Raw genomic sequence first — 20,452 nt, 5'->3', positions numbered from 1 at the left:
CTCAGCTGTCCTCGTCGAAGCGACGCTCGAACAGCGAGACCACCGCGTCCATCGCGGCCTGCTCGTCTTCACCATTGATGCGGATGGTCACCGGTGTGCCCTGAGCGGCGGCCAGCAGCATCACGCCCATGATGCTCTTGGCATTGATCTCGCGGCCCTTGGCGGCCATGGTCACGTTGCAGCGGAAAGGCGCCAGCTCCTGCACCAGCTTCGCAGTGGCGCGGGCATGCAGGCCCAAGCGGTTGGTTACGGTGAGTTCTTTCTCAAGCATCGTCGACTATCGCTCCATTGCGCGCGCCCGCCGCCGCAGTGGCGGGCAATTGATCCAGATCCTGTTCCGGATAGTTCATCACTCGTAACAACATCGGCAGGCTCAAGGCCGCGACCCGCCGCGCCGGCGTCCCCAGCCGGGCCAGTTTCGCGGCCAGGTTGCTGGGACTCGCGCCGTACAGGTCGGTCAGGATCAGCACCCCATCGCCGCCATCCACACGGCGCATGGCAGCCGATGCGTGGGGCAGCAAGGTGTCCAGATCTGCATCGAACGGCACGTCGAAGGCTTCAGTCTTCAACGGAAGATGCCGCAGCAGCCGGGTCGCCACATCAAGCAGGGCAGATCCGACGCCAGGGTGGGTTACGAGGAGAATGCCACAGGTCATGCCTGAACGTTAACAGGTCGGCATGAAGCTGCGATAGCAGTCGTAGAGCCCTTCAGTGTTCCGTATTCATAAAAAAGGGGACGGAGGGGATTAAGTCGTTATTGGCTACTGCACGCCGATAACGACTTAATCCCCTCCGTCCCCTTTTTTCAGTCGAGTTCGCGGTGGTAGGTGGCTACGTCCTGCCAGCCTTGTTCGCGGGCATGGCGGGCGAGGCGTTCGGCGAGGAACACCGAGCGGTGCTTGCCGCCGGTGCAGCCGAAGGCCACGGTGACGTAGCTGCGGGTGTCGTTGCCCAGCTTGGGCAGCCAAGTGTCGAGGAAGTCGGTCAGCTGGCCGACGTAGCGTTGTACTTCGGGCTGCGCCTCCAGGTAATCGCGCACGCCGCCTTCGCGGCCGCTCAGTGGACGCAGCTCGGGGTCCCAGTGCGGGTTGGGCAGCACGCGCGCATCGAACACGAAGTCGGCCTCGGCCGGCACGCCGCGCTTGTAGGCGAACGACTCGAACAGCAGCGACAACGGCGTGGCATGGCCGAGGGCATACTCGGTCACGATGCGCCGGCGCAGCTGGTGCACGTTGAGCGCGGTCGTGTCGATGATGGCGTCGGCGGCGTCGCGGAGCGGGGACGTCAGCTCGCGTTCGCGCTCGATGGCCTCCGGCAGCGACAGACCCAGCTGGCTCAGCGGGTGCCGACGGCGGGTGTCGGCGTAGCGTTTCAGCAGCGCTTCGTCGTTGGCTTCAAAGAACAGCAGCTGTGCACGCACCCCGGCTTCTTCGGCCTGGCTGCGCCACTGCGCGAGCTGGCTGAGGTCGCTCTGGCCGCGCACATCGATGCCTACCGCCAGGCGCCGCGGCGCGGTGCCCTTCACCGCCAGCACGCTGCGCACGAACCCGGGCAGCAGGTCGATGGGCAGGTTGTCGGAGCAGTAGTAATCCTGGTCTTCGAAGGTTTTCAGGGCCACGGACTTTCCAGAACCGGACAGGCCACTGACGATGATCAGGGTCGGGGCGGGCGGGGCAGGGCGGTTCATGGCGGGCTCACTGGTGGCGGGCGGGGTGTTGGCGGCTGGCGGGGTGGCGGTGATCCGTGGGTTGACGGCCAGCGGCCGTCACTACCGGGTTCAGGGGCTGCGGCGTTCGAGCAGATTGCTATGGCGGGCGATGAACATCGCGGCGGGGTCGATGCCCTTGGTGCGCAGGATGTGCAGGCGCGTGGCGGCCTCGGTCAGCACCGACAGATTGCGTCCGGGCATCACGGGCAGGGTGATCAGCGGCACATCCAGGTCCAGCACGTGGCGGGTGCCGGAATCGCCGGTCAGGCGTTCGTATCCGTAAGCGCTGGGTTCGGTCATCGGCTTGGTCAGGTGGACGATCAGCCGAAGGTACTTGTTCTTCTTTACCGCCGTGTCACCGAACATCTCGCGCACGTTCAACACGCCCAGGCCGCGCACTTCCAGCAGGTCCTGCAGCAGCTCCGGGCAGGTGCCGTCCAGCACATCAGGGGCGATCTGGGTGAATTCGGGGGCATCGTCGGCGACCAGGCGGTGGCCACGGCTCAGCAGTTCAAGCGCCAGCTCGCTCTTGCCGGACCCGGCTTCACCGGTGATCAGCACGCCGATGGAATAGATCTCCATGAAAACGCCATGCAGGATCACCCGCGGTGCCAGCGTACGGGCCAGGTGGTACGACAGGTGGTTCAGCAGCTCGTGCCCGCGCTTGGGCGAAAGCCATAGCGGCGTATTGGATTCATCGGCTGCAGCGCGCAGGTCTTCCGGGCAGGGCTGGTTGCGGGTGATCACCAGTGCCAGCGGGTGCGACTGCATGATCTTTTCGATGGTCTCCCACCGCAGCCGGGAATCGAGCGAGTCCAGCCAGGTCAGTTCTTCGGTGCCGAGGATCTGCACTTTGTTGGGGTAGATCGCATTGAGGTAGCCGGCCAGCGACGGGCGGCGGGAGACCGTGTTGCCGGCCTCCAGTTCGCGCTTGTCGCCTTTCTGTCCGGCGACCCAGCGCAAGGCCAGCCTGTCGCGTTGCTGGTCGAACAATTCGCGTGCGGTGATACTCGTATTCATGCGGCGCTCGCCGGTGGCGGGAAGTCGATGATGGCGCGCAGTGCGTCTGCGTCCTTGGCGTTGCGCAACGCGTCGCGGATGCTGGATTCGGAAAACAGTTCGGCCAGCTCGGACAGCAGCATCAGGTGCTGGTGGGTGTAATGAGACGGCACCGCGATCGCGAACACCAGGTCTACCGGCTCTTCCGCACCGAAATCCACGGGCGTCAGCAGCTTCAGCAGCGCGCCGCGCGGGCGTTCCAGTGCGGGTGCGCGGCCATGTGGAATGGCGATGCCGTGGCCGATGGCCGTACTGCCCAGCGCCTCGCGCTCGCGCAGGTTGCGGTGGATCTGTTCGGTGTTGGCCTGTCGGCAGGCCAGCAGGTGCGCTGCAGCCAGCAGGACGCCGTCGCGGTCGGTAGCCGCGCAGACCTGGGTCTGCACGGCTGCCATCAGATCAGTCAGGGGCATGAGCGGGATGAAGTGAAGGCATCAGCCGTCATTGTCGCCCAACGGCAGGGGGACGTGCGCTTGTTTCTTCTGCTGCTTCTTTTCCTTCTCCGACGTCAGCAGTCGGTCGACCTTGTCGGCCAGGATGTCGATGGCCGCATACATGGTCTGGCCATTGGCTTCAGCGTGCAGCGTCTGCCCCGGAATGTTCACGGTCGCATCCACGTGGTGTTCGTTCTTCTGCAGCTTCAACGTGACCCGAGTTTCGCAGTGCTCGCCGACGAAGTGGTTGCCTGGCCGCTTGAACTTGGTCTCTACATATTCCTTCAGGGCCGGGGTGACTTCGACGTCTTTGCCAAACGTTTCAATGCGCATCGGGTATCTCCTTTTGGATTTGCCAATGAACCTTTCCGCCGGGCGCGGTATGCGTCAAGCGATTCTGACTCTTTCGTGCGAGGCGGAAATGTTCATGGCTTCACGATACTTCGCCACGGTCCTGCGCGCTACCGGGATACCCGAGGTTTTCAGCAGGTCAGCCAGCTTGGCGTCAGAAAGCGGCTTGCGCGGGTTCTCATCGTCGATCAGTTTCCGGATCATCGACTGGATGGCCGTACTGGACGCCTCCCCGCCGCCGTCGGTATCGATGCCGGAGGCGAAGAAGGCACGCAGCGGCACGGTGCCGCGTGGCGTGCGCACGTGCTTGCGGGCGATGGCGCGCGAGATGGTGGATTCGTGCAGGCCGAGCTCTCCGGCGATCTCGCGCAGGGTGAGCGGGCGCAGTGCCTGCGCGCCGAACTCCAGGAACCCGGCCTGGTGCTGCAGCAGGCTGCCGACTACCCGCAGCAGGGTCTCGCCGCGCGCCTCCAGCCCCTTCAGCAGCCAGCGTGCCTCTTGCAGGTGGGCTTTCAGGTACCCGGCATCTGCTTCGCCACAGCGGCGGATCAGGCTCTCGTAGCCCCGGTGGATGACCACCTTGGGCCCGGCGTGACCGGCCAGCGCGGCGCGCCATACGCCGGCCTGTCGCCAGATGACGACATCCGGCACGACATAGGTGTCCTGTGCCACGGCGGCGATCTGAGTGCCTGGGCGCGGATCCAGCGAACGCAGCAGCGTCACCGCCGCGTCCACGTCGGCCACGGGTTGTTTCAGCTCCTGTGCGATGCCGGCTACGCCGCTGCGCGGCAGGCGCTCCAGCGGGCCGCCGGCGATGCGCCGGGCCAAGGCAAGCGCCGGTGTGTCCGAGGGCAGTACATCCAGCTGCAACTGCAGGCATTCGCCCAGCGTGCGCGCTCCCACGCCGACCGGATCAAAGCGCTGGATCTGATGCAGGACGGTCAGGATTTCGTCGTCGCCCGCATGGATGTCGGGCAGCAGCGTTTCGGCGATGCCGGAAAATGCTTCCCGCAGGTAGCCGTCGTCTTCGATCGCATCGATCAGTGCGGCACCGATGTTGCGGTCGCGGCTGGACAGCGGCGAAAGATGCAGCTGCCACAGCAGGTGATCCGCGAGGGTTTCGGTATCGGCAACCCGCTCGGCGGCGCTGCCCAGGTCATCTTCATCGAACGAGCCGCTGCTGCTGCCCGATCCGCTCCAGTCCACTTCTGCGGGCGTCCAGTCATCATCGCCACCGGCGTCCGCGGGCGGCGCGTCACTGTCTGCCGGTGTGTCCTGACCGGCGGGTGCTTCACTGCTGCCTACTTCGCTGCCGGGCGTCGGCTCCGGGCTGTCGTCCCAGTCCAGCAGCGGGTTGGTTTCCACGGCTTCGGCGATTTCGACATCCAGCTCGGTCGTCGACATCTGCAGCAGCCGGATGGCCTGGCGCAACTGCGGCGTCATGACCAGATGCTGCCCCACCGATGTCTGCAACCGCGTTTTCATGCCACCGCCCAACGGAAAGAGGAGGGTCCGGCGGCCACCTTCAGAGCTTGAAGGAGTCTCCCAGATAGACGCGGCGGACATCCGCGTTGTCCAGCAGATCCGCAGGCGCACCTTGGGCGAGCACCGTACCTTCAGCGAGGATATACGCGCGGTCGCAGATTCCCAAGGTTTCGCGGACATTGTGATCGGTGATGAGTACGCCGATGCCGCGCTGCTTGAGGTGGGTCACGATGCGCTGGATTTCGCCGACCGAAATCGGATCGACGCCAGCGAAGGGCTCGTCGAGCAGGATCAGGCGGGGCCGTGCGGCCAGTGCGCGGGCGATTTCGCAACGACGTCGCTCACCGCCGGACAGGCTGGCACCCAACTGTTCGGCGACGTGGCCGAGCTGCAGTTCGTCCAGCAGGCTGGCCAGTTCGCGTTCGCGGCCGGCCCGGTCCAGGTCATCGCGCAGCTCCAGCACCAGGCGGATGTTGTCGGCCACGGTGAGCTTGCGGAACACCGACGGTTCCTGCGGCAGGTAGCCCACGCCCTGCTTGGCGCGGGTGTACATGGGATCGCTGGTGATGTCTTTGCCATCCAGCACGATGCTGCCGGCATCGGCGGCCACCAGGCCGACGATCATGTAGAAGCAGGTGGTCTTGCCGGCGCCGTTGGGACCGAGCAGGCCCACCACTTCGCCCGCTTCCAGGGTAAGTCCGAAGTCCTTGACGACTTCGCGCTGCTTGTAGCTTTTGCGCAGGCCTTTGGCAACGAGCATTACTTGCTGCTCCCTGCGGCCGGTGCCTTGTTCTTCGGCTGGATGACCGTGCGCACGCGGGTACCGTCGCCACCGCTGTTCATTTCACCGCTGCGCGTGTTGTAGACCATGCGCTGGCCCGCATTGGTGCCGCGCGCGCTGGTGACCTTGTAGTTGCCGGTCAGGGTGATGATTTCACCGGTGATGTCGTAGTCGATGCGGTCGGCGGTGGCGTCCATCCAGCTGCCGTCGTCCATCTGCTGGCGCATGGTGGCCTGCTTGCCGGTGAAGATCGCACGCACCGCTTCGCCGCCCCTGATCTGGATTTCCGCATTGGCGGCGCGCAGGTCCAGCGAGCCCTGGGTGATGACCACCCCACCGGACAGCATGGTCTTGCCGTCACCGGTCAGGGTGCCGGCCTGGGCGCCGGCGTCGATGTTCATCGGCTCGTTGCGGTCGGTGGATTTCGCATGGGCGGCCACCGGGAACAACAAGCTGAGCGCGCAAAGAACTGCAAAGTGGATTTTCATCGTGTCCGTTCTGCCGGATGGGGTGCCCGGGCCAGCCGGGCAGGAAAAGAGGGATCAGCGCCGGGGCGTGTAGCGGCCCTTGGACTGGCTGAGGAAATGATACGTGTTGTTCTTGGAATCCAGCTCGAAGCCGACGCCGCTCTGTTCCATGCCCGGCCGGGTCATGGTCACCAGCGCATCGGTGGCGGCGCGGTTGTCTTTCGGGAAGACGTTGAGGTGCGTGGTGCGGAACGTGGTCGGCGGGGTCGCCCCCTCGCTGGGACTGTCGCCACTCACATCGCCGCGCAGGCGCATCTCTTCGCCCTTGGCGCTGACCCAGCCGGTCTGGCTGCGCAGGGTCCAGTGGTTGCCATCGCTGGCCGGCATTTCGAACACCGGGGTGGCGATGGTCATGGTCTGGTCGGCGCGCAGGCGCTCAAGCCGCGGCGCGCGCAGCGTGGTCGATTCCTTGCCCTCGTCGTCCAGCACCACGATCTGGAAGTCGTGCAGGACGTAGTCCACGGTGCCGTCGTCCACGGTGACCTGCGGGCCCTTGTCGCGGTTGCGCAACAGCGACCAGCCGCTGAGCACGGCCACCACCAGCAGTACGCCGCCGATCACGGTGCGCCAGTTCATGCGCCGAACCCAGCAAGCACGGCGTCGACGCGGCCCTGAGCAGCGAGCAGCACATCGCACAGTTCGCGCGCGGCACCGCGGCCACCCTCGGCGCGGGTCTGCCAGTGCACGCGCTCGGCGATCCACGGGTGCGCATTGGCCGGCGCGACCGCCAGGCCGACGTGGCACAGCGGGGCCAAGTCGGGCAGGTCATCGCCCATGAAGGCCACCTGGTCCAGCCCGATGCCGTGCTGTTCGCACAGCGCCTGCACGCTGGCCAGCTTGTCGCCGACCGCGATCTGCGTGTCGATGCCCAGGTCCGCCCCACGCTTCAACGCCGACTGGCTGTTGCGCGCGGTGATCAGCACCGGATGGATGCCGTGCTTCTGCAATAGTTTCAGTCCCAGCCCGTCCTGCACGAAATATGCCTTGCTCTCATTCCCTTCACGGTCGTAGTAAAGCTGACCATCGGTGAGCGTGCCGTCCACGTCAAAGCAGGCCAGCCGGATACGCCCGGCAACGGCATGCAGGTGGGCGGGGAAAGCGGGCAGGGGGGACCAGGGCATCGTCAGGGGGGTATCCGGATTCGTCGTGCGGTAATCAATGAATGGGGGCGGGACGTGTTCGGTTAAACCACCCGGGCCCGCAACAGGTCATGAATGTTGAGTGCACCCACCGCGTGCCCGCCGCCATCCACCACCATCAAGCCGTTGATTTTATGCGTTTCCATCAGTCGTGCGGCCTCTACCGCCAACTGATCGGCATTGATGGTGCGGGGGTTGCGGGTCATCACATCGGCAATCCGTGCGCTTCGCACGTCCAACTCGCTGTCCAGCGCGCGGCGCAGGTCACCGTCGGTGAACAGGCCGATCAGTACCCCATCCGCATCGACCACGGCCGTCATGCCGAGCCGTTTGCGGCTCATTTCCACCAGCGCCTCGCTCAGGCTGGCGCCGATGTCCACGCGTGGCAGATCGTCACCGCTGTGCATGACATCGGTGATGTGCAGCAGCAGGCGGCGGCCCAGGCTGCCGGCCGGGTGCGAGCGGGCGAAGTCATCGGCGGTGAAGCCGCGCGCATCCAGCAGCGCAACCGCCAGCGCATCGCCCATCGCCAACGAGGCGGTGGTGCTCGAGGTCGGTGCCAGCGCCAGCGGGCAGGCTTCTGCCGGTACGCTCACATCCAGATGCACGTCCGCGGCGCGCGCCAGGCTGGACTGCGGCTTGCCGGTCATGGAAATCAGCACGTTGCCCTGCCTTTTCAGTACGGGCAGCAGCATCAGCAGCTCATCCGACTCGCCGGAATAAGACAGCGCCAGCACCACGTCGGCTTCGGTGATCATGCCCAGGTCGCCGTGGCCGGCTTCGCCGGGGTGCACGTAGAACGCCGGCGTGCCGGTCGACGCCAGGGTGGCGGCGATCTTGCGCGCGATGTGCCCGGACTTGCCCATGCCGGTGGCCACCACGCGGCCCCGGCCGGTCAGGATGTGCTGGCAGGCCTGCTGGAAGGCATCGCCCAGGCCGGCGGCCACGGCCTGCAGCGCTTCCTGTTCTATCTGGAACACGCGCTTGCCGCTGGCGACCAGCGCGGCCGGGTCGGCCGGGGCCTTGCCCGGCAGGCCGGCAGGAGGGAGGGGCAGGTTGGTGTCAGCCATTCGGATGCCACGCAGCAGAGTAGAATGAACCGACATTTTATTAGGAAAGCCCGTTGGACGCTGACACCATCCGCAATCTGATCGAAACCGGCCTGCCCGGCGCCCGTGCCGACGTGCAGGGCGATGATGGCGTGCACTTCGAGGCGACCGTGGTCTGCGATGCCTTTGCGGGCAAGATGCCGCTGGCTCGCCACCGCATGGTGTACGCCACCCTCGGCGATCTGATGGGCGGCGCGATCCATGCGCTGGCACTGAAGACCGTGACCCCGGCCGAAGCCGGCTGAACCCGAAAAAGACCCTGATACATGGCCAAGATCGTTGTGACCGGCGGCAAAGCGCTGCACGGTGAAGTAAGCATCTCCGGCGCCAAAAACGCCGTCCTCCCCATCCTGTGCGCGACCCTGCTGGCCGACGAACCGGTCGAGATCACCAACGTGCCGCACCTGCACGACGTGGTGACCACGGTGAAGCTGCTGGGCGAATTGGGCGCCAAGGTCACCATCGACCAGGGCACGCTGTCGCGTGGCAGCGCCATCGTGGTCGACCCGCGTCCGGTCAACCAGCACGTGGCGCCGTATGAGCTGGTGCGCACCATGCGCGCCTCGATCCTGGTGCTGGGCCCGCTGCTGGCCCGCTTCGGCGAAGCCGAAGTGTCGCTGCCGGGCGGCTGCGCGATCGGCTCGCGTCCCGTCGACCAGCACATCAAGGGCCTGCAGGCTCTGGGTGCGGAAATCGTGGTCGAAAACGGCTTCATCAAGGCCAGCGCCAAGCGGCTGAAGGGTGGCCACTTCACCTTCGACATGGTCAGCGTGACCGGCACCGAGAACGTGCTGATGGCCGCGACCCTGGCCGAAGGCACCACCGTCCTGGACAACTGCGCGATGGAGCCGGAAGTCACCGATCTGGCGCAGTGCCTGATCGCGCTGGGCGCGAAGATCGAAGGACTGGGCACCGCCCGGCTGGTCATCGAAGGCGTGAAGCGCCTCCATGGCGGGCGCCATGAAGTGCTGCCCGACCGCATCGAAACCGGCACCTTCCTGGTGGCCGCCGCGATGACCGGCGGCAGCGTGACGGTCACCCGTGCGCGCCCGGACACGATGGAAGCGGTGCTGTCCAAGTTGATCGAGGCTGGCGCCACCATCAGCACCACCGCCGACACCATCACCCTGGACATGCACGGGCAGCGGCCGAAGTCGGTGAACCTGACGACCGCGCCGTATCCCGCGTTCCCGACCGACATGCAGGCGCAGTTCATGGCGCTCAACTGCGTGGCCGATGGCGTGGGCGTGATCAACGAAACCATCTTCGAAAACCGCTTCATGCACGTCAACGAACTGCTGCGTGTGGGCGCGGACATCCAGGTCGAAGGCCACACGGCGATCGTGCGCGGTGCCGAGCGGCTGAGCGGTGCACCGGTGATGGCGACCGACCTGCGCGCGTCGGCCTCGCTGATCCTGGCGGGCCTGATGGCCGATGGTGATACGACCATCGACCGCATCTACCACCTGGACCGCGGCTACGAGAACATCGAAGAGAAGCTTTCTTCGCTCGGTGCCACCATCCGGCGCGTGCAATGATCCTGCGCGGCAAGTTCACGCGCCGCCGCAAGGCGCTGCTGGCCTTGGTGCTGCTGATGCTGGCCTACCTGGCGTATGCCTGGTTTGCCGGCCTCGCCATCACCAAGGGGGTGGAGCAGAAGGACATGGACTGGAACGCCGACGGCACGGTGACCCGTGACGAGATCCTGCAGGCGTTCTACGCCGTGGGCGTTTCAGAAACCAAGGAAGGCAACCGCGAGTGCCGCACCTTCCTGTGGCGCAAGACCGGCGAGCAGATCCGCGTGGACTGCCGCACGGTGTTCCAGGCGGAATGAGGGTAGTGACGGCCGCTGGCCGTCCACACAGGGACTGACGGCCAGCGGCCGTCACTCCCCATGCCTCAGTTGATGCCCTTGATGGTCAGGTCCAGCGCGTCCTTGCCGCTCTCACGCTGCAGCAACCGCGCCGGCACCGGGAACTCCGGCACGATCCAGGCGATCAGTTCCTTGTTGCCGTCCACGCGCGACACCTTCGTCGCTTCGTAGCTCTTGCCGGCCACGGTGACGGCTTCCTTGCCCACCACGCGGTAGGTCATCGGCTTGATGCGGCCTTCGTCGACCATGCGGTAGTTCAGCGGCTTGCCGGCGGCGAGGTCGCGCGCGATCGCCAGGTTGATCAGCAGCGCATCCATGTCCCCGGCCTTCAAGGCGACCGGACCTGCGCGGTCGGGCTTGATGTCGCCGGTCCACGTGGCCTGGTTGCTGGTCCAGTTGTAGTTGGCCTGCACGTTGCGCTTCTTCACCAGCAGCACCGAGCTGTCCTGGCTGCTCAGCGGACGCAGGCGCCCGTTGGCTTCCTCGAACACGGTGCTCTGGCTCAGGTCGGCCAGCTGGTTCTTCACCTTGAGGCTGTAGCGCCATTTGCCGGTGCCTTCACTGGCCAGTGTCATGGTGCCGTTGGCCTGCATGCCCATGTAGCTGGCCAGGTAATCGGCCTTGAACGGCTGCAGGGCCATGGCGGGCAGGCTGGCTACCGACAGGGCGGCAGCGGCGATCCAGGTCAGCGGGCGTTGAAACGTGGTCATGCTCAGACTCCTTGGTATTCGATCAGGCGCAGGTCGATGTTGTCCTCGCCGTCTTTGCGTTGCAGGATCCGCACCGGCGTGGGGACGCCGTTTGCGATCCACAGGATGGTTTCGTCATTGCCGCCGTTGGTGCGGTACACGCGCAGCGCGTCGTAGGACAGTTCGCCGACCTGCACGCTTTCGGTGGCAGGGGCGGCCTGGTAGTCATGCTGGCGCACGCGGCCGACATCGACGTAGCGGTAGTGCAGGCTGCTGCCCGGGCGGGCGTCACGCATGATCGCCAGGTTCAGCAGCAGCGCGCTCTGGTCGCCGGGTTGCAGCGGAATGGGCTGGGTGCGTTCTTTCTTCAGGTCGCCCAGCCAGCGCGCCGTCCCGGCCTGCCAGTCGTAGGTGCCGGTCACTTTCTTGCCGAGGAACAATCCCTTGCGCACGGTGCTCTGGCTCAGCGGCACGTATTGGCCGTTGCGGTTCTCGAACACCGTGCTCTGTTCCAGATTCAAGCCGAGCACGCTGGCAAAGCCGCGCCGGCCGACCACCTGCATGTCCACCCGCCATTGAGTGCCGCTGGCATGGGTGACGCGCATGGTGGCATCGCCTGCTTCCTTGCCCTTGTAGAGAGCCTGGTAGGTGGCGGTGAACGGCTCCAGTACCGGGGGCTCCCACGCCATCGCCGCCAGGCCGGGCACCGGCGGCGCTTCGGCCGGGACGGCAGGCGCGGCCTGCTGCGCAGCCGAAGGCAGCGCCGCCATGCAGAACAGGGCGGACAGCAACAGCGCGGGTCGGTGCAGCGTCGTCTTCTTCATACCGGGCAGAGGCAAAGGGAAGGGGGCAGCATGCCAGCGCCACGGTCAGTGGCGCGTGTTCAGCTCAGAGGGGCGAGCGCAGCACACCCGACGAATCTAGGACCAGCGGGCTGAAAAGGGGGTGACCGTCCAGCTGCAGCTGACCTCCCTGTTCAGCTACGCGTCCGCTGGCCAGCAGCACCAGGCTGGCGATCAGCAGGGGATGCTCGACCTCCAGCACCCGCGCGGCCAACGTTTCGGCGGTATCGCCGGCGTGGACGGGAACGCGCGCCTGTGCCAGCACCGTGCCTGCATCCAGCTCCGGCACGACGAAGTGCACGCTGGCACCATGCTCCGTGTCGCCGGCCTCCAGCGCGCGCGCATGGGTCTGCAGGCCTTTGTACAACGGCAGCAACGAGGGGTGGATGTTGACCAGTCGCCCATCGAAGCGCGCCACGAAGGCCGGCCCCAGGATGCGCATGTAGCCCGCGCAGACGATCCAGTCCGGTGCGCTGCGTGCAACGGCATCGGCCAAGGCGGTCTCGTACGCGGCACGATCTGCGAACCCACGGGGTGCCGCCGCCCATCGCTGTGCCGCAGGAACGCGCAGAAGGGCGGCGGCGTCCGGCTTGTCGGAGAACACCCCCACGACCTCGGCCTGCAGGACGCCCTGTGCGATCGCATCGAGGATGGCCTGCAGGTTGCTGCCCCGGCCGGATGCCAGGACGGCGATGCGGGCAGGCCGGGTCATGCGGCGACCGCGCGGCCGGTGCCGTCGAAGCTGGCCACCACTTCCGGGCGCAACAGCGCCCATAGCGCATAGGCCGCAAGCGCGATGCCCAGCGCTCCGGTCAGGCAGGCCAGGCCGGCGACGATCAGGCACAGCCGATGCTGGCGACGTGCGCCCATGCAGCCTGCGGCCTTGATGCTCAACCCGCCCAGCGCGGCGAACGTGGCCGTGCCTGCTCCGAGCAGCACGAACAGCAGCAGGGGGGCGGCGTCCGGGCCGCTGCCGGGGGGCTCGCTGACATAGCCGGCCACCGTCGCCAGCAGCAGGAACGCGGCAAGGATCAGCTCCAGTCCGCCCAGCACATAGAACAGTATTTTCAGGGTGTGCAGGTGCGAGGCGACCTGCATCGACGTCCAGCCGCGCGGGACGTTCAACGGGGGAGGTGTGGCGGACATCCGGGCCTCAGGCTTGGGTAACGGGAGCAACGCCGAACGCGGCCTTGACCGACGGGCGCAGCAGGACGATCAGGGTGAACACCCCCAGCACCGTCCCGAAGGGCATGAAGCAGCAGGCGATGCCGGCCACGACCATGCACAGCAGGTGGCGGCGGCGCTGTGCCAGGCAACGCTCGGCATAGGCGATGAAGCCGGCCAGGGTGAGACCACCGACGATGAACGCACCGGCGAACGCAACGAAGAACCAGCCAAACAGGCGCGGGTCGAACGGTTCGTTGCCTTGCTGGCTTTCCATCGGCAGCTTGCCGGTGACGATGGCCAGGCCCATGACCAGGTGGATCACCGGGATGAGCGAACACAGCGCGGTGATTCCGGCCACGATGTAATGAAAGATCGACAGCAGGCGCAGATGGTCAGCGTCCTGCGCACTCAGGGGCATGGTGGACATGGCGGTCTCCTTGGTGGCCGTATGGGGCAGGGGCCCCGGCGCCGGTAGCGCCGAGCCATGCTCGGCGAGCGCAGCGGGCGTTTCAGGCAGTCCGCCGAGCATGGCTCGGCGCTACCCGTTGAGGATCCGCTATCAGCCGATATGCACGCGCTCGGCGCCTTCCACGGCCGGCACGACCGTGCCGATGGTCCAGTGCTGCAGGCCCTGCGCGGCGGCGGCGTCGGCCACGGCAGCGACCTGATCCGCCGCCACGATCAGCACGAAGCCGATGCCGCAGTTGAAGGTGCGCCACATCTCGGCATCGGCCACCGCGCCTTCGCGCTGCAGCCACTGGAACACCGGCGGCAGGGTCCAGCTCTTCGCGTCGATCTCCAGGCCAAGGCCTTCGGGCACCACGCGGATGATGTTCTCGGTCAGGCCGCCGCCGGTGACGTGGGCCATGCCGTGGATCGCTTCGCCGTGAGTCTTCAGCAGCGCCAGGATCGGCTTCACGTACAGGCGGGTCGGCGCCATCAGCGCATCCACCAGCTTCACCCCGTCGTCCAGCACCAGATCGGCCGGTTGGCCGGCGCGGTCATAGATGCGGCGCACCAGCGAGTAGCCGTTGGAGTGCGGGCCGGAGGAGGCGATGCCGATCAGCACGTCGCCTTCGGCAACGCTGGCGCCGTCTTTCAACTCGCTCTTTTCCACGCCCGCCACGGTGAAGCCGGCCAGGTCGTACTCGCCCGGGGCATACATGTCGGGCATTTCAGCGGTTTCGCCGCCGATCAGGGCGCAACCGGCCTCGGTGCAGCCATTGGCGATGCCGCCCACCACCGCTGCGGCGGTGTCGATGTCGAGCTTGCCGGTGGCAAAATAATCCAGGAAGAACAGCGGCTCGGCACCCTGCACCAGCACGTCGTTCACGCACATCGCGACCAGATCGATGCCGATCGTGTCGTGGCGGCCCAACTGCTGGGCCAGCTTGAGCTTGGTGCCCACGCCGTCCGTGCCGGACACCAGCACCGGCTCGCGGTACTTGTTGGACAGGTCGAACAGCGCACCGAAGCCCCCCAGCCCACCCATCACCTCGGGGCGGAAGCTGCGCTTGACCAGCGGCTTGATGCGCTCGACCAGTTCGTTGCCAGCATCGATGTCGACACCCGCGTCGCGGTAGGTAAGGGGCGTAGGGGCGGAGGACGGGCTGTTGGTCACGGGCGTCGGCGCTGGCAAGGGTGAGATCCCGATTTTAACAGGCCACGTTGGCGCAAAGACCCTATTCGGGCAACAATCTCCCCGGATACGTCGAGCCAATGGAAGTCCAGATGCCCCGCAGCCCCCTCAGGACCACGTTCTTCACCCTGCTTCTTGCAGCGTGCCTGCCCTTTGCTGCCTTGGCGCAGAGCGGCATGCGCACCGAAGGAGACGTGGCAACCGCCAGCGGCGCGTACGAGGCCGAGGTGCCCGTGCGTGGCCAAAGCGACGCGGACCGCAATGGCGGTATGTCGCGCGCCTTGGCCGAAGTGCTGGGCAAGTTGTCCGGCGACCGCAACATCACGGCCCGCCCGGGCGTGGTGCAGGCACTGCGCAATGCCAAGGATTACGTGCAGAGCTATGACTACAAACAGGACCAGAGCACCGGCGTGAGCGGTGCGCCCAGCTTCCGTACCCTGCTGGTGGCCCGTTTCCGCGAGGATGATGTGGATGCCATGGTGGCCGCGCTGGGCTTGCCCGTGTGGCCGCAGCCGCGTCCCAAACCCGTGCTGTGGCTGGCCATCGATGACGGCAGCGGCCCGCGGCTGGTCAGTGTGCCGCAGGCCAATGCGGTGCGCCCGGTGCTGGCGCGTGCGGTCGAGCGCGGCTACAAGCTGGGCCTGCCCGCGGGAAGCACGGCCGAGCAGGCGCTGGTCGGTGCGATCTGGCGCCAGGACAGCGGCGCGGTGGCCCGGGCATCGGCACGCTACGCCCCGCCCATGCAGTTGATCGGCAAGCTGTACCGCGCCGACGGCGGCTGGACGGCGGACTGGGTGTTCGTCGACAACGGCCGCGAGCTGAACAAGTGGACCACCAAGGATGCGAACGCGATGCGCGCGATGGCTGCTGGCGCCGACGGTGCCGCCGACGCACTGGTGCGTCGCTATGCCAAGGCCGGTGCCGCAACCGGCCAGGCCGGGACCTACCGCATCGTGGTGACCGGCATCGACAGTGCGGACGATTACATGCGCATGGCAGCCGGTCTGCGCCAGGTGCCGGTGGTGCGTGATGCCATTCCGCTGCGCGCGGTGGGCAGCCGCCTGGAACTGAATCTTGAAATGACCACCGGCCTGGCCGGGTTGAACCGCATGCTGGGCGAAGACGGCATCCTGGTGCCGGTCGCGCCGGTGGCGATCACCCTGGAAGGCGACGAACAGAACCCGGCCCCGGCCAGCACCGAGTACCGCCTGCGATGATCCACACCCCCGAGGCGGAAATCGCCCTTTTCCTGCGACGCGTCAAGTTCGTCGCGGTGGCCTTGTTGATCGGCTGGGTGGTGTGGCTGCTGGCGCCCATCCTGACCCCCTTCGTACTGGCCCTGGCGTTGGCCTGGCTGGGCGATCCGCTGGTGGATCGGATCGAAGCGACCGGGCGCTCGCGCAATACCGGCGTGATCCTGGTGTTCGTCGCGATGGTGCTGGTGATCACCGCGCTGCTGTTGATCCTGGTGCCGATGATCGAACGGCAGATCAGCACGCTGATCGCTTCGGCGCCGCAGGCGCAGGCCTGGCTGATGGAGAAGGGCATTCCCTGGTTCGAGCAGAAGACCGGCCTGGAAGTGATGCAGTGGCTGGACTCGGAGCGGGTGATGGATTACATCCGCAGCCACTGGCAGCAGGCCGGTGGGATTGCCAAGCAGTTCTTCGGCTACGTGCAGCGTTCCGGCTTTGCGATGGTGACCTGGGTGGTCAACCTGCTGCTGCTGCCGATCCTGGCGTTCTATTTCCTGCGTGACTGGGACCTGCTGGTCGAGCGCGTGCGCTCGGTCATCCCGCGCAATCATGTGGGCACCATCACCCAGCTGGCGCGCGAGTCCAACGATGTGCTCGGGGCATTCATCCGTGGCCAGTTCCTGGTGATGATCGCGCTCGGCGTGATCTATGCCGGTGGCCTGACCCTGGTCGGCCTGAACCTGGGTCTGTTGATCGGCATCATCGCCGGCCTGATCAGTTTCATTCCCTACCTGGGCGCCACCACCGGGATCCTGATGGCGGTGGTTGCCGCCCTGGTGCAGTCGCAGGGCTTCGACCTGAAGCTGCTGCTGCTGGTCGGCGTGGTGTTCACGGTAGGCCAGCTGCTGGAAAGCTACGTGCTGACCCCGCGCATCGTCGGCGACAAGATCGGCCTGCACCCGGTCGCGGTGATCTTCGCGGTCATGGCCGGTGGCCAGCTGTTCGGCTTCCTGGGCATGTTGCTGGCGCTGCCGGTCGCGGCGGTGAGCAACGTGCTGCTGCGCTACGCCCACCAGCGCTATCGCGAAAGTGAGCTGTACGCCGGCGAAAAGCCGTCCATCGTGCTGGATTCGTACATCGACAAGCCCACCATCATCATCGACACCACGCCGAAGGGCCCGGAGACGAAGTGAGCGCGGTACCGCAGCTTCCGTTGGCCCTGCATTACCCGCAGGACGAACGGCTGGAAACCTTCATCGGCGCGCCGGACGGTGCGCTGGCGCAGCTGCGCGCGATCGCGGTGGGGGCGAGCCAGGACTGGGTCTATCTGGAAGGGGCGGCCGGCACCGGCAAGACCCATCAGGCGCTGGCGACGTGTTCCAGTGCCGAGCAGGCCGGTCGGACACCGACCTATGTGCCGTTGTCAGCCGTCACCGGCCGTGTGCGCGCTGCACTGGAAGGCCTGGAGCAGCGTGATCTGGTCGTGCTGGATGGCCTGGATGCGATCGCCGGATCGCGCGACGACGAAGTGGCGTTGTTTGATTTCCACAACCGTGCCCGCGCTGCCGGTACGACGGTGATGTACACCGCGCAGGTGGCACCGGCCGATCTCGGGCTCGTGCTGCCCGACCTGCGCTCGCGGTTGGGCCAGTGCGTGCGGGTGGTGTTGCAGGCGCTCGACGAAGAAGGACGCGCGGCGGTGCTGCGGGACCGCGCGCTGCGCCGCGGGCTGTCGATCGACGAGGCGTCCATCGACTGGCTGCTATCGCACTCCGGCCGTGAGCTGGGTGGGCTGATCACGCTGATGGACTGGCTGGACCGGGAATCACTGGCGGCCAAGCGGCGCATCACCGTGCCGTTCCTGCGGCAAGTGCTGGAAGACGGCCGCCCGCGGTATTGAGGCTTTGGCCGGGGGGGCCACGTCATCGCATTCGCGCTGCCGCTCCCACGCTTTGCTTCGCAAACCACGGGCCCCGTCTCACCAGCACCCACACCCCGCCGCTTCGCGCCCGCCCCTGACTCAGGGGCTCCCTCCACCAGACGGGTCAACGAGGTCCGCGGTAGCGCCGAGCCGTGCTCGGCGGAATGTTTCCGCCAACAGCCCGCTGCGCTCGCCGACCATGGGTCGGCGCTACCGCTTTTCTTCTTTTTTCATACGCGGCTGGCGGCACCCGGAACCTGTCAGGGCCGGGCGGTGGGGCTGGGCGGGGGCGTTGAGCGCCATGGATGGCGCGAAACGAGCGCTACATGGACGTACTTGTGCGCGTCCCCCGCCCAGCCCCACCGCCCGGCCCAAACCCAGATGCGGCTCCAAGCCACCCGCGAGGGGGTCTCACCCGTTCGACCGACCCAACTCCGCATCCAGCGCACGCAGGCGCTCCACCGTGCCCACGTCGGTCCACCGGCCGCGATGGTGCTGCCCGCTGACCCGTCCCTGCGCCATGAAATGCTTCTGCAGCGGCACCACGCTGAAGCGCGGCGGCGTGCGCTCGCTGCCCGGTGCGGTACCGATCACCTGCTGCCAGTCGTCCACGATCGATGGGCGGTAGACGCCGATGCCGGCGTAGGTCAGGCACTCGCCGGCGCGGTCATGGTGCAGCACGCCGGTGGCATCAAGGCGGTAATCGCCGCTCGGATGCTGCGCCGGGTTGTCCACCATCACCAGGTGCGCCTGGCCCGCCGGTTCGCGTGGCAGCGTGGCGAAATCGAAATCCGTCCAGATGTCACCGTTGACCACGAGGAACGGCGTGTCACCCAGTATGGGCAGGGCATTGAAGATGCCGCCGCCAGTCTCCAACGGCGTGTCGCCTTCGTTGACGAAGTGCAGTTGCACGCCCCACTGGCTGCCATCGCCCAGGGTCGGCGCGAAGGCCTCGGCGAGCCATGAAATATTGACCACGACGTCGCGGATGCCGAGCGCCGCCAGCCGCTCCAGGTGCCACACGATCAGCGGTTTGCCACCGACGCTGAGCAGCGGCTTGGGCGTGTGCAGGGTCAGGGGGCGCATGCGCTCGCCCAGACCCGCCGCGAAGATCAGCGCCTTCATCGTGCCATCGCCGGCTCGGACAGCGCTGACATCGCGGGTTTGATGCGCGTGTCCAACAGGTGCTGCAGTCCGGCCAGTTCCGGGTAACGCGGCAGCACTTCGTCCAGGTACGCAATGAAACGCGGTGCATCGTCCAGATAATGGCCCTTGCCATCGCGGTAGCGCAGCCGGCTGAAGATGCCCAGGCATTTAAGGTGGCGCTGGATGCCCAACCAATCGGCGTCGCGCAGGAAGACCTCCCGCGTCGGCACCGGCAGGCCGGCTTCGTGCGCGCGCTGGTGATAACGTGCCAGCCAGCGATCCACCTGCGGCAGCGGCCAGCTCAGGAACGCATCCTTGAACAGGCTCACCGGATCGTACGCGATGGGGCCGCGTACCAGGTCCTGGAAATCCAGCACGGCCGGGCCGTCGGCGACGGGCATCAGGTTGCGCGGCATGAAATCGCGGTGCGTCATCACCTGTGCCTGGCCGAGCGCGTTGTCCATCAGCAACTGCTGCACATGCTGCAGCTGCTGCGCGTCATCGACCTCCAGCGTGATGCCGAGATGGCGCTGCAGGAACCACGTGTCGAACAGGCCCGCATCGCGCTGCAGAAGGGCTTCACCGAAGCGCCCGAAATCATCCGGCACCTGCATCTGCTGCAGGGCCAGCAACTGATCCATCGCGCGCTCGAACCACGCATCCGCGGTGTCCGCCGCGATGACTTTGGCAAGGGTGGGGCCGCCCAGGTCTTCCAGCAACAGCAGGCCGGCCTCGAGGTCTTCGGCCAGCACGGCAGGAACCCGCAGACCCTGCGCGGCCAGCAGACCGCGCATGCGCAGCCACGGCCGTACATCCTCCAGGCCCGGGGGGGAATCCATGACGATATGGGTGCCGGTGCGGCCGGTGGCGCGCCAGTAACTGCGCATGCCCGCATCGACCGAAGCGCGCTCCAGCACAGCCGTCGCATCGTCCAGGCGCAGGCGCGCCCACTGCAGACGCTGCGCCGTGCGCTCGGGATGGGAAGCAGGATCGTTCATGCAGGAAACATCCGGGCACCCGCAGGCACCAGCATCGAGAAGGAAAGAGGATTCAGCGTCGGCCGCCGCTGACCAGGCGCAGCAGCGCCAGTACGGCAACGGCACCCAGCACGGCGCCCAGGAAACCGGCGGGTTCACCGGCGGCGTACCAGCCCATGTACTGGCCGAACCAGCCTGCCAGCAACGCGCCGACAATGCCCAGCACGATGGTCAGCAGACAGCCCATGCGGTTGTTGCCCGGCATGAAGAAGCGACCCAGCAATCCGACGACGAAACCGACCAGGATGATGTAGAGCCAACTGGTGCTGCCGAACAAACCGTCCATGCGCGGGACTCCAACGAGAAAAAGGTCAGCCCAGTCTACGGGAGGTGCCGGCCACCGGCGGGCACCTCC

General features: G+C 66.7%; 27 protein-coding genes. 6 read left to right on the top strand and 21 right to left on the bottom strand.

Features of this window, described 5'->3' with window-relative positions; all coding sequences use genetic code 11:
• Nucleotide 1 precedes the first annotated feature (1 nt).
• The 12 genes from IFT58_RS04025 to IFT58_RS03970 form a co-directional block, all read right to left on the bottom strand.
• Nucleotides 2-271: an HPr family phosphocarrier protein gene (locus IFT58_RS04025; protein ID WP_188326379.1), complete on the bottom strand. Its 270-nt coding sequence runs from the start codon at nucleotides 269-271 to the stop codon at nucleotides 2-4.
• The gene (locus IFT58_RS04020; RefSeq protein ID WP_188326380.1) at nucleotides 264-656 is read right to left on the bottom strand and encodes a PTS fructose IIA subunit family protein; all 393 of its coding nucleotides are present in this window, start codon (nucleotides 654-656) and stop codon (nucleotides 264-266) included. Before IFT58_RS04020 ends, IFT58_RS04025 begins: the two co-directional genes overlap by 8 nt.
• A 149-nt stretch (nucleotides 657-805) precedes the next feature.
• A complete protein-coding gene (gene rapZ, locus IFT58_RS04015) occupies nucleotides 806-1,687 on the bottom strand; it encodes an RNase adapter RapZ (RefSeq protein WP_188326381.1) in 882 nt (293 codons plus the stop codon).
• A 90-nt stretch (nucleotides 1,688-1,777) separates the two neighbouring features.
• The gene (gene hprK / locus IFT58_RS04010) at nucleotides 1,778-2,728 is read right to left on the bottom strand and encodes an HPr(Ser) kinase/phosphatase (RefSeq protein WP_188326382.1); all 951 of its coding nucleotides are present in this window, start codon (nucleotides 2,726-2,728) and stop codon (nucleotides 1,778-1,780) included.
• Nucleotides 2,725-3,177, bottom strand: a complete 453-nt coding sequence (locus IFT58_RS04005; protein ID WP_192093979.1) for a PTS sugar transporter subunit IIA — start codon at nucleotides 3,175-3,177, stop codon at nucleotides 2,725-2,727. The genes hprK and IFT58_RS04005 overlap by 4 nt, the downstream gene beginning before the upstream one ends.
• A gap of 21 nt (nucleotides 3,178-3,198) precedes the next feature.
• A complete protein-coding gene (gene raiA, locus IFT58_RS04000; protein WP_192081502.1) occupies nucleotides 3,199-3,531 on the bottom strand; it encodes a ribosome-associated translation inhibitor RaiA in 333 nt (110 codons plus the stop codon).
• Nucleotides 3,532-3,585: 54 nt separating this feature from the next.
• Nucleotides 3,586-5,034 (bottom strand): RNA polymerase factor sigma-54, encoded by a 1,449-nt coding sequence (locus IFT58_RS03995; protein WP_192093978.1) that lies wholly within the window; start codon nucleotides 5,032-5,034, stop codon nucleotides 3,586-3,588.
• Nucleotides 5,035-5,074: 40 nt separating this feature from the next.
• A complete protein-coding gene (gene lptB, locus IFT58_RS03990) occupies nucleotides 5,075-5,794 on the bottom strand; it encodes an LPS export ABC transporter ATP-binding protein (RefSeq protein WP_188326386.1) in 720 nt (239 codons plus the stop codon).
• Nucleotides 5,794-6,303 carry a lipopolysaccharide transport periplasmic protein LptA gene (lptA, locus tag IFT58_RS03985; protein ID WP_192081500.1) on the bottom strand — a complete coding sequence of 170 codons (510 nt, stop codon included), beginning with the start codon at nucleotides 6,301-6,303 and terminating at the stop codon, nucleotides 5,794-5,796. Before lptA ends, lptB begins: the two co-directional genes overlap by 1 nt.
• A gap of 54 nt (nucleotides 6,304-6,357) precedes the next feature.
• Nucleotides 6,358-6,918 (bottom strand): LPS export ABC transporter periplasmic protein LptC, encoded by a 561-nt coding sequence (gene lptC / locus IFT58_RS03980; protein WP_192081499.1) that lies wholly within the window; start codon nucleotides 6,916-6,918, stop codon nucleotides 6,358-6,360.
• Nucleotides 6,915-7,463 carry an HAD hydrolase family protein gene (locus IFT58_RS03975; protein WP_192081498.1) on the bottom strand — a complete coding sequence of 183 codons (549 nt, stop codon included), beginning with the start codon at nucleotides 7,461-7,463 and terminating at the stop codon, nucleotides 6,915-6,917. Before IFT58_RS03975 ends, lptC begins: the two co-directional genes overlap by 4 nt.
• Nucleotides 7,464-7,525: 62 nt before the next feature.
• The gene (locus IFT58_RS03970; protein ID WP_188326390.1) at nucleotides 7,526-8,551 is read right to left on the bottom strand and encodes a KpsF/GutQ family sugar-phosphate isomerase; all 1,026 of its coding nucleotides are present in this window, start codon (nucleotides 8,549-8,551) and stop codon (nucleotides 7,526-7,528) included.
• A gap of 53 nt (nucleotides 8,552-8,604) precedes the next feature.
• Here IFT58_RS03970 and IFT58_RS03965 point away from each other — a divergent pair, with 53 nt between their 5' ends.
• Genes IFT58_RS03965 through IFT58_RS03955 form a run of 3 tightly spaced genes read left to right on the top strand, consistent with a single transcriptional unit; the run spans nucleotide 8,605 to nucleotide 10,424 of the window.
• Nucleotides 8,605-8,835 (top strand): BolA family protein, encoded by a 231-nt coding sequence (locus IFT58_RS03965; RefSeq protein WP_012510288.1) that lies wholly within the window; start codon nucleotides 8,605-8,607, stop codon nucleotides 8,833-8,835.
• Nucleotides 8,836-8,856: 21 nt separating this feature from the next.
• Nucleotides 8,857-10,128, top strand: a complete 1,272-nt coding sequence (murA, locus tag IFT58_RS03960) for a UDP-N-acetylglucosamine 1-carboxyvinyltransferase (protein ID WP_192093977.1) — start codon at nucleotides 8,857-8,859, stop codon at nucleotides 10,126-10,128.
• Entirely contained in the window at nucleotides 10,125-10,424 is a 300-nt protein-coding gene (locus IFT58_RS03955) for an EF-hand domain-containing protein (RefSeq protein WP_192081495.1), read from the top strand. The genes murA and IFT58_RS03955 overlap by 4 nt, the downstream gene beginning before the upstream one ends.
• Before the next feature lie 65 nt (nucleotides 10,425-10,489).
• Here the strand turns inward: IFT58_RS03955 and IFT58_RS03950 are convergent, their stop codons facing one another.
• From IFT58_RS03950 to purM, 6 genes are all read right to left on the bottom strand, one after another.
• Nucleotides 10,490-11,173: a DUF3108 domain-containing protein gene (locus tag IFT58_RS03950; RefSeq protein ID WP_192081494.1), complete on the bottom strand. Its 684-nt coding sequence runs from the start codon at nucleotides 11,171-11,173 to the stop codon at nucleotides 10,490-10,492.
• 2 nt (nucleotides 11,174-11,175) lie between these two features.
• Nucleotides 11,176-11,976 (bottom strand): DUF3108 domain-containing protein, encoded by an 801-nt coding sequence (locus tag IFT58_RS03945; RefSeq protein ID WP_192093976.1) that lies wholly within the window; start codon nucleotides 11,974-11,976, stop codon nucleotides 11,176-11,178.
• 64 nt (nucleotides 11,977-12,040) lie between these two features.
• Nucleotides 12,041-12,706: a phosphoribosylglycinamide formyltransferase gene (purN, locus tag IFT58_RS03940; RefSeq protein ID WP_192093975.1), complete on the bottom strand. Its 666-nt coding sequence runs from the start codon at nucleotides 12,704-12,706 to the stop codon at nucleotides 12,041-12,043.
• Nucleotides 12,703-13,140: a hypothetical protein gene (locus IFT58_RS03935; protein ID WP_192081491.1), complete on the bottom strand. Its 438-nt coding sequence runs from the start codon at nucleotides 13,138-13,140 to the stop codon at nucleotides 12,703-12,705. The genes purN and IFT58_RS03935 overlap by 4 nt, the downstream gene beginning before the upstream one ends.
• A gap of 7 nt (nucleotides 13,141-13,147) precedes the next feature.
• Complete coding sequence (locus IFT58_RS03930; RefSeq protein WP_192093974.1) at nucleotides 13,148-13,588, bottom strand: hypothetical protein; 441 nt, start codon at nucleotides 13,586-13,588, stop codon at nucleotides 13,148-13,150.
• A gap of 132 nt (nucleotides 13,589-13,720) precedes the next feature.
• Nucleotides 13,721-14,782, bottom strand: a complete 1,062-nt coding sequence (purM, locus tag IFT58_RS03925) for a phosphoribosylformylglycinamidine cyclo-ligase (protein ID WP_342029532.1) — start codon at nucleotides 14,780-14,782, stop codon at nucleotides 13,721-13,723.
• Nucleotides 14,783-14,880: 98 nt separating this feature from the next.
• On the opposite strand from purM, the gene IFT58_RS03920 reads away from it, so the two are divergent.
• The 3 genes from IFT58_RS03920 to hda are packed head-to-tail and all read left to right on the top strand — an operon-like array spanning nucleotide 14,881 to nucleotide 17,893.
• A complete protein-coding gene (locus tag IFT58_RS03920; RefSeq protein WP_192093973.1) occupies nucleotides 14,881-16,017 on the top strand; it encodes a DUF2066 domain-containing protein in 1,137 nt (378 codons plus the stop codon).
• Nucleotides 16,014-17,186: an AI-2E family transporter gene (locus IFT58_RS03915; protein ID WP_188326400.1), complete on the top strand. Its 1,173-nt coding sequence runs from the start codon at nucleotides 16,014-16,016 to the stop codon at nucleotides 17,184-17,186. The genes IFT58_RS03920 and IFT58_RS03915 overlap by 4 nt, the downstream gene beginning before the upstream one ends.
• Nucleotides 17,183-17,893, top strand: a complete 711-nt coding sequence (hda, locus tag IFT58_RS03910; RefSeq protein WP_192081488.1) for a DnaA regulatory inactivator Hda — start codon at nucleotides 17,183-17,185, stop codon at nucleotides 17,891-17,893. The genes IFT58_RS03915 and hda overlap by 4 nt, the downstream gene beginning before the upstream one ends.
• A 432-nt stretch (nucleotides 17,894-18,325) precedes the next feature.
• Here hda and murU read toward each other — a convergent pair whose 3' ends face one another.
• Genes murU through IFT58_RS03895 form a run of 3 tightly spaced genes read right to left on the bottom strand, consistent with a single transcriptional unit; the run spans nucleotide 18,326 to nucleotide 20,383 of the window.
• Nucleotides 18,326-19,039, bottom strand: a complete 714-nt coding sequence (gene murU / locus IFT58_RS03905; protein WP_192093972.1) for an N-acetylmuramate alpha-1-phosphate uridylyltransferase MurU — start codon at nucleotides 19,037-19,039, stop codon at nucleotides 18,326-18,328.
• Nucleotides 19,036-20,058: a phosphotransferase gene (locus IFT58_RS03900; RefSeq protein ID WP_192093971.1), complete on the bottom strand. Its 1,023-nt coding sequence runs from the start codon at nucleotides 20,056-20,058 to the stop codon at nucleotides 19,036-19,038. The genes murU and IFT58_RS03900 overlap by 4 nt, the downstream gene beginning before the upstream one ends.
• 52 nt (nucleotides 20,059-20,110) lie before the next feature.
• Nucleotides 20,111-20,383, bottom strand: coding sequence for a GlsB/YeaQ/YmgE family stress response membrane protein (locus IFT58_RS03895; RefSeq protein ID WP_188326404.1), 273 nt, complete (start codon nucleotides 20,381-20,383; stop codon nucleotides 20,111-20,113).
• Between the last annotated feature and the right edge of the window lie 69 nt (nucleotides 20,384-20,452).

This window comes from Stenotrophomonas sp. CFBP 13718 (assembly GCF_014842145.1).
GTDB lineage: Bacteria > Pseudomonadota > Gammaproteobacteria > Xanthomonadales > Xanthomonadaceae > Stenotrophomonas.
This window is presented reverse-complemented; position numbering and strand designations above follow the sequence as displayed.

Coding starts and splice junctions, on each gene's coding strand:
- purN (WP_192093975.1), bottom strand. CDS start 12,706: ATGACCCGGCCTGCCCGCATCGCCGTCCTGGCATCCGGCCGGGGCAGC.
- IFT58_RS04025 (WP_188326379.1), bottom strand. CDS start 271: ATGCTTGAGAAAGAACTCACCGTAACCAACCGCTTGGGCCTGCATGCC.
- murU (WP_192093972.1), bottom strand. CDS start 19,039: ATGAAGGCGCTGATCTTCGCGGCGGGTCTGGGCGAGCGCATGCGCCCC.
- IFT58_RS03970 (WP_188326390.1), bottom strand. CDS start 8,551: ATGGCTGACACCAACCTGCCCCTCCCTCCTGCCGGCCTGCCGGGCAAG.
- raiA (WP_192081502.1), bottom strand. CDS start 3,531: ATGCGCATTGAAACGTTTGGCAAAGACGTCGAAGTCACCCCGGCCCTG.
- lptC (WP_192081499.1), bottom strand. CDS start 6,918: ATGAACTGGCGCACCGTGATCGGCGGCGTACTGCTGGTGGTGGCCGTG.
- murA (WP_192093977.1), top strand. CDS start 8,857: ATGGCCAAGATCGTTGTGACCGGCGGCAAAGCGCTGCACGGTGAAGTA.
- IFT58_RS03950 (WP_192081494.1), bottom strand. CDS start 11,173: ATGACCACGTTTCAACGCCCGCTGACCTGGATCGCCGCTGCCGCCCTG.
- IFT58_RS03915 (WP_188326400.1), top strand. CDS start 16,014: ATGATCCACACCCCCGAGGCGGAAATCGCCCTTTTCCTGCGACGCGTC.
- IFT58_RS03995 (WP_192093978.1), bottom strand. CDS start 5,034: ATGAAAACGCGGTTGCAGACATCGGTGGGGCAGCATCTGGTCATGACG.
- IFT58_RS03895 (WP_188326404.1), bottom strand. CDS start 20,383: ATGGACGGTTTGTTCGGCAGCACCAGTTGGCTCTACATCATCCTGGTC.
- lptA (WP_192081500.1), bottom strand. CDS start 6,303: ATGAAAATCCACTTTGCAGTTCTTTGCGCGCTCAGCTTGTTGTTCCCG.
- IFT58_RS03920 (WP_192093973.1), top strand. CDS start 14,881: ATGGAAGTCCAGATGCCCCGCAGCCCCCTCAGGACCACGTTCTTCACC.
- IFT58_RS04005 (WP_192093979.1), bottom strand. CDS start 3,177: ATGCCCCTGACTGATCTGATGGCAGCCGTGCAGACCCAGGTCTGCGCG.
- lptB (WP_188326386.1), bottom strand. CDS start 5,794: ATGCTCGTTGCCAAAGGCCTGCGCAAAAGCTACAAGCAGCGCGAAGTC.
- IFT58_RS03945 (WP_192093976.1), bottom strand. CDS start 11,976: ATGAAGAAGACGACGCTGCACCGACCCGCGCTGTTGCTGTCCGCCCTG.
- IFT58_RS03930 (WP_192093974.1), bottom strand. CDS start 13,588: ATGTCCACCATGCCCCTGAGTGCGCAGGACGCTGACCATCTGCGCCTG.
- rapZ (WP_188326381.1), bottom strand. CDS start 1,687: ATGAACCGCCCTGCCCCGCCCGCCCCGACCCTGATCATCGTCAGTGGC.
- IFT58_RS03935 (WP_192081491.1), bottom strand. CDS start 13,140: ATGTCCGCCACACCTCCCCCGTTGAACGTCCCGCGCGGCTGGACGTCG.
- IFT58_RS03900 (WP_192093971.1), bottom strand. CDS start 20,058: ATGAACGATCCTGCTTCCCATCCCGAGCGCACGGCGCAGCGTCTGCAG.
- hprK (WP_188326382.1), bottom strand. CDS start 2,728: ATGAATACGAGTATCACCGCACGCGAATTGTTCGACCAGCAACGCGAC.
- IFT58_RS03975 (WP_192081498.1), bottom strand. CDS start 7,463: ATGCCCTGGTCCCCCCTGCCCGCTTTCCCCGCCCACCTGCATGCCGTT.
- IFT58_RS04020 (WP_188326380.1), bottom strand. CDS start 656: ATGACCTGTGGCATTCTCCTCGTAACCCACCCTGGCGTCGGATCTGCC.
- IFT58_RS03955 (WP_192081495.1), top strand. CDS start 10,125: ATGATCCTGCGCGGCAAGTTCACGCGCCGCCGCAAGGCGCTGCTGGCC.